Below are 5,460 nucleotides of genomic sequence, written 5' to 3'. Positions count from 1 at the left end.
ACGCAGCGCCTGCCGCGCGCGGTGGGCAAGAGCAAGGCGATGGACATGGCGCTCACCGCCCGCATGATGGACGCCGCCGAAGCCGAGCGCGCGGGCCTCGTGAGCCGCGTGGTGCCTTATGCGCAGCTGGCCGACGAAGCGCTCGGCGCCGCGCTGATCATCGCGGGCTACTCGCAGATCGCGGTGATGGCGGCCAAGGAGTCGGTCAACCGCGCCTTCGAGAGCGGCCTCTCCGACGGCGTCATGTTCGAGCGCCGGCTGTTCCATGCGCTGTTTGCCACGGCCGACCAGAAGGAAGGCATGGACGCCTTCCTCGCCAAGCGCCAGCCGGACTTCAAGAACGCCTGAGCGATCAGCGCGCGAGCAGCGCCTTCAACTCGGCCAGCGCCTGCGCCGGCGGCGTGCCGACCGAGGCGCCGGCTGCCGTGCCCTGCGGCGTCCAGCGCACCTGGTCGCCCGCGATCTCGAGCACCGCGAGCAGGGCGCCGCCGCGGTAGAGCTCCAGCCGCGCCTCGACGGGCGCGGCCGGTTCAGCGCCCGGCGCGGTGGCCGAACGAGCCAGCGTGTTGACCAACGCGGCCAGCCCCTCGGTGTCGCCGCGCGCATGGCGCACGCTCTGCCCGGCGCGTGTTGCGTTCAACGACGTCCATTGGTCGAGCGCCGAGAACGCACCTTCATCCGGACTTGCCGCGGCCTTGCCTGCCATCACGGCCGCGCGCGGCGCGGGGGCCGAGCGCAGCATGCCGGAGGCGGCGTCGGCGCTGGGGCTGCGCTGCGGTGCCGACAGGGCTGGAGAAGAACCAGAAGTGCCGCCGCTGGCGGCCTCGCGGGTGGCGGGCGGCGCTGCGGGGGCCATGGGCGCAGGAGGCAGCGGCGGCGCGATCGCTGCTGCTGGTGATGATGCTGGTGCCGGTGGAACTGCTGCAGGTGGCGCAGGTGCGGGAAGCGACGCTGGCAGGGGCGGCGGCTCTGGCGCGACCTGGCTGGCCTGGGGCTCGGGCGCTGGTGCGGCAGCCTGCTTGCCGGAGGGCGGCGGCGCCGATCGGCGCACTGCGATCTCACTGCTTCGCATGGACTCTTCGCTCACCGTGTCTCGCGCCGCTTCGGCCTGCGGCTGGGCTTGCGCTGGTGCCGGTGGCGGGGCCGATGCGGTAGCTGGCGCGGGCGCGGGTGCCGCGGCCGGCGCCGGAACTGCAGCCGCAGCCGGCGCCGCCTCCTGAGCAGTCGCAGGCGCGGAGGCAACTCCCGCCTCTCCATCCAGCCGCGCATCGGGCACCGGTTCGCGATGCCAGAGCACGGTCACGAAGGTAGCCAGCAGCACGGTCGCAAAGGCCGCGTTCCACGGCATGCGCGCATGCGATCCCCCGCCGCCGCCGAACAGCCGGCGCCACCAGGGCGCGGCACCCTCGTCTTCAGCCGCCGGCGCCGCCGCGGGAACCGGTGCGAGGTTGTGCGCCATCTTCCGGATCGCGTCGCGGGTGCGCGGATCGGGCAGCGCGTCGCTGTCGGGCGCGTGGTCGAGCGCGCGGCGCAGTGCGGGGTCGCGCAGCGCCGCGTCCTCGCCGCCATCGTCGAAGCCAGGGGTGCCGCTGCCGGTGTTCACGCGCGCTGCTCCAGCACCGACAGGTAGCGTTCCATGCAGCCGCGCAGTTTCTGCAGCCCATAGCGCAGGCGGCTGCGCACCGTCTCGAAGCCGATCTGCAGGCTGGCCGCGAGTGCTTCGACGGTCAGCCCGTCTTCATGGTGCAGCAGGAACGCGGCGCGCTGCTCGGGCGGCAATTCGTCGAGGCAGGCCAGCAGGCGCCGGCCGGCGGCGCGCCAGAACGCGAGTTCTTCGGCCGATGGATGCGCCGCGGCATCCATCGCGCCGCGCACGCCGCGGTCGAGCGTGGGAAAGGCGTCCTCGCCATCGTCCGGATGYGCGGCATCGAACGCCACTTCGCGCCCGCTCACGCGCAGCCGGTCCATCGCCAGGTTGTGCGCAATCGTGAAGGCCCAGGTGCGCCAGGCGGCGCCCTGCGGCGAGAAGCTGTCGCGCGCCGAGATGATGCGCACCCAGGTGTCCTGGAACACCTCGTCCGCCTGCGCCGCCAGCCGGGCGCCCAGCAGCCGCTTGACGAAGCGGAACAGCCCGCCCTCGTGGCGCGCATAAAGCACGTCGAACGCCGCGCCATCGCCGCGCGCGTAGGCCAGCATCAACTGGTCGTCGGGCATGGCGTCGCGCTCGGTGGCGGCTTTGGCGGAAGGGGCGCGGGGCAGCGCAGACATCGGCGGATTTTCACCCGGGGTTGTACGGGCGGCGGCCGGCTTCGGGGTTGGCCATCGCAAAAAAAGACACCGTGTGCGGCTTGGCGGGCTTGATTCGAGGCCCACAGCCTGCGCTATAATCTTGGGCTCGGCACAAAACTGTGCCGAACGGCTCTTTAGCTCAGTCGGTTAGAGCGATGGAATCATAATCCACAGGTCCGCGGTTCGAGTCCGTGAAGAGCCACCAACACCACTTTTGCGGTGCTCCGCAAAAGTCAAAAAGCCCTAAGTAAATCAACTACTTAGGGCTTTTTTGTTTGGGCCTTCGCATGCCGCGGGGCAAGGGGTCTGGCAGCGCGGCAAAGCCCGGCCGCGGCCTACCCGCCGCCCCGGCTCACCAGCACCCAGCCGGATTCATCCCGATGGAAATTGGCTTCATCGCCGTGCCCCTCACACCTTCATGCCGCCGGCAGCCGCCACCCTGCGGTAGTCCGGCCATCGGCGTCCGCCGATCGCGTAGATCAGTACGGCCCACGCCAAGGCGCCGAGTGGCTGATACGTGAACACGATGCCGGTGAACACCACGTTGAACAGCATCGCGAAGTAGAAGAACGGGTTGATCGTGCCGTAGTACCGCGTGTCGTCGCCGACCTGCACACCCATCACGATCTTGCCGCCGTTGAGAAACCAAAGCCGGGTGGCCTTCTCCGTCTCGACCCCATCCTGCAGGAAGTTGTTGAGCTTGCGGTCGATCATCACGTTCGTCAGTGTCTTGTCGCCGATCTGGATCAGCGAATACTTGACCACCTCGTTCTTCATGTTCACGGTCGACTCGCCCAGCCGCGTGAGCCTGCCTTCGATCAGTTTCATTGCGTCCCCTCCTTCRGTTCTTGTCGATTTGCTTGATGAGGACCGACGCCTTGGGCGTACCGATCGGGTTTGCGTAGAGCGTCGCCAGCACGGGCCAGAACTCCGGCCCGATGGCGCCGTTGTCATCGCCGAAGCCCTTGAAGTGGGTTGCAAGGCCCAAGGCATGCCCGATCTCGTGGATGACGATGGCGCCGTCTGCCACGCACTGCGGGTTGTCCAGGTTCACGTACATCCGCCCGGTGAGCTCGCCGGGACTGAGCAATGAAGCGGACCAGCCGCCGCCAAAGGGCGCATCGCTGACGTTGGCGCAGAAGCCCTGCGGATTGGCGCCGGCCGGCAGGTAGGCCGTGCCCTGGCGGAACACGATGCCACGGGTGATCGTCGCCTCGTCGGCGGCGGCGATGCTGGTGCGGTCGAAGATGGCGAACCCGAGCTTGGCTTCGATCTCGTCCATCGCAGGCACCGCACGGACTTCGCCATTGGTCTTGACCGGGATGGGCAGGCTCCAGCGCTTCACCACGCCTGCGTACCGGCCGTCCCACGGGTAGCCGGAGCTGGAGAGATTCGTGGAATCGACGAGGCTGAGGATTTCGGCATCGGTCGGGCCGGCGGAAGCGACTGGCGCCACAGGCTCGGCCGGGGCCTGTGCCTCAGGTGTTGCCGGTGCCGTGAGCGTCGTCGTTTGCGCCGGGGTGGAGGGAAGCCCTGCGACAGGTCCCATTGGCGCGCTGCCGCCTCCACTTCCGCCGCCGCAAGCCGCCAGCACGAGGGCGGTGCTCAAGAAAACCATCCTGCTTTTCATTTTTTGATCCCTGATTTCTATCGATAAAAAGGCCAAAGTGACATCTTTGGCTCGAGAGAATCATAATCATAAAAGGTCAAAATGGCCTTTTCCAGGGCGGCAATGAGCATCGATGAATGCTGCTGTCCATCCACCATCGCCGATACGAAGTCCTGCGCAAGCACCTGCGTGCGGTACGGCTTACCGCAGGGCTGACGCAGGCTGAACTGGGCGCACGGCTGAAGGTCGACCAGTCCTATGTTTCGAAAGTCGAACGGGGCGAGCGGTACATGGATGTCCTGTTCTATCTGGACTGGTGCCGCGCCTGCAAACTCCGGCCGGAGAGCACTATCGTGGATTTGATCAAGGCGGGGGCGTAACGGTCCACCACTGCGCCTGCGGTCAACCATGCTGCGCGATGCGACAAGCATTGGCGGGATCATTCATGGGTAGGAGAAACCTGACCGGCGAGTCGTGGAGAAGTCGATCTCTCATCTTGTAGACGACAACTCCGTCGGTAGATCTGCCTTCATCGAAAAAAGAACGTGGCACTTCATGTCGCTTCCACAGATATTTGCGTGGGCAGTCAGTACGCATCTTGATGACTACAAGAGCACCGAGCTTGTCCTGTTGAAGGGACATCTTCTTCTTGAGGTGGCAATCGAAAACGCTATTCACCTGCTTAGTGGGGGAAACGAAAAATACGGCGGTCTTTCATTTCACAAGAAGCTTCTGATGCTCAACCGCATTCAAGCGTGCGGCACTCCGGACATCGCGAAAGCGATTGAACATCTTCATGCCCTCAACCGGATGAGCCGTCCTTGCTGACTTTCCGGGGGTGAAGACCCAACGACACACGTTTCGGACCAAACTCATACAGGCTTTCAGTGCCCTTGGTGGCGCGATCGTCGCCCCACGGAGCACCTCGGCTGAATAGGATGGAACGCATGCATCAACAAGGCGTCCAGCGTAACGTTCCGAGCAGATATCGCGATCCAAACGTTCATCTTCCAGCACGACCGTGCCGGAGAGGAGGCGAATGTGAATGCGCAAATTCAGCAGATGGTGCTTAGTCGGTGCTTTCTGAAAAAAACACATCCATCAAAAGACAAGAAAATGCAAGACCGTTACGCGAGCATCATGAAAACGCGCCGTGCGATCACCGCCATCGCTCAGGCTGATCAGACCGCTCCATTCGCCGAGGTAATCGCCAGCGACCTTGATAGCTTTAGGGGTCTTCGGGTTGCCTATGCCACCAAGGCAACCCGCCTGCAAATTCAGGAGGTTCGACTCGACCAGATCGAGGCGGCGTGCCCGATGGTGAGGAGCTTCTTCGACGGCAGCGGGCTGCTGTTCTATACGGACGATATTTACCGCAAGACGCTCGCAGGAGGTGCGGCATTCCATGTCGACTTTTCGGTTTCCCTCGATAAGAACGTTGCCGAGGCCTTCCGTTGCTTCGCCAATGGAAAGAGCTATTCGAAGCCTGAGGAGTTCTACCGCCTGCTGCTGCTGCTGAGAGGCCGAGGCGAGCTCAGTTTCAACTTTGATTATTTCTCCTA

7 protein-coding genes and 1 tRNA gene are annotated in these 5,460 nt (G+C 65.0%); 5 read left to right on the top strand and 3 right to left on the bottom strand.

Going from position 1 to position 5,460, the window contains the following annotated elements; translation table 11 throughout:
* Positions 1-348 (top strand): enoyl-CoA hydratase-related protein (locus AC1DOC_RS19655; RefSeq protein WP_478130326.1); only part of this gene is annotated, 348 nt, incomplete at its 5' end.
* A 4-nt stretch (positions 349-352) separates the two neighbouring features.
* On the opposite strand, the gene AC1DOC_RS19650 is transcribed toward AC1DOC_RS19655, so the two are convergent.
* The gene (locus tag AC1DOC_RS19650; RefSeq protein ID WP_412511923.1) at positions 353-1,603 is read right to left on the bottom strand and encodes a hypothetical protein; all 1,251 of its coding nucleotides are present in this window, start codon (positions 1,601-1,603) and stop codon (positions 353-355) included.
* Complete coding sequence (locus AC1DOC_RS19645; RefSeq protein ID WP_412511924.1) at positions 1,600-2,268, bottom strand: sigma-70 family RNA polymerase sigma factor; 669 nt, start codon at positions 2,266-2,268, stop codon at positions 1,600-1,602. The genes AC1DOC_RS19650 and AC1DOC_RS19645 overlap by 4 nt, the downstream gene beginning before the upstream one ends.
* A 149-nt stretch (positions 2,269-2,417) precedes the next feature.
* On the opposite strand from AC1DOC_RS19645, the gene AC1DOC_RS19640 reads away from it, so the two are divergent.
* Positions 2,418-2,494: transfer RNA gene (locus tag AC1DOC_RS19640), tRNA-Met, on the top strand.
* A gap of 203 nt (positions 2,495-2,697) precedes the next feature.
* Here the strand turns inward: AC1DOC_RS19640 and AC1DOC_RS19635 are convergent.
* Positions 2,698-3,117: a hypothetical protein gene (locus tag AC1DOC_RS19635; RefSeq protein WP_412511925.1), complete on the bottom strand. Its 420-nt coding sequence runs from the start codon at positions 3,115-3,117 to the stop codon at positions 2,698-2,700.
* A 918-nt stretch (positions 3,118-4,035) separates the two neighbouring features.
* Here AC1DOC_RS19635 and AC1DOC_RS19630 point away from each other — a divergent pair.
* The 3 genes from AC1DOC_RS19630 to AC1DOC_RS19620 form a co-directional block, all read left to right on the top strand.
* A complete protein-coding gene (locus AC1DOC_RS19630) occupies positions 4,036-4,278 on the top strand; it encodes a helix-turn-helix domain-containing protein (protein ID WP_062367220.1) in 243 nt (80 codons plus the stop codon).
* A gap of 94 nt (positions 4,279-4,372) precedes the next feature.
* Complete coding sequence (locus AC1DOC_RS19625) at positions 4,373-4,726, top strand: hypothetical protein (protein WP_478130325.1); 354 nt, start codon at positions 4,373-4,375, stop codon at positions 4,724-4,726.
* Positions 4,727-4,939: 213 nt separating this feature from the next.
* Positions 4,940-5,460 (top strand): hypothetical protein (locus AC1DOC_RS19620; protein WP_478130324.1); only part of this gene is annotated, 521 nt, incomplete at its 3' end.

Source organism: Variovorax sp. 01T439_2 (genome assembly GCF_056398445.1).
The sequence above is the reverse complement of the archived record's forward strand: the minus strand, read 5'-3'. Positions and strand labels throughout refer to the sequence as shown.

Coding starts and splice junctions, on each gene's coding strand:
- AC1DOC_RS19635 (WP_412511925.1), bottom strand. CDS start 3,117: ATGAAACTGATCGAAGGCAGGCTCACGCGGCTGGGCGAGTCGACCGTG.
- AC1DOC_RS19630 (WP_062367220.1), top strand. CDS start 4,036: ATGCTGCTGTCCATCCACCATCGCCGATACGAAGTCCTGCGCAAGCAC.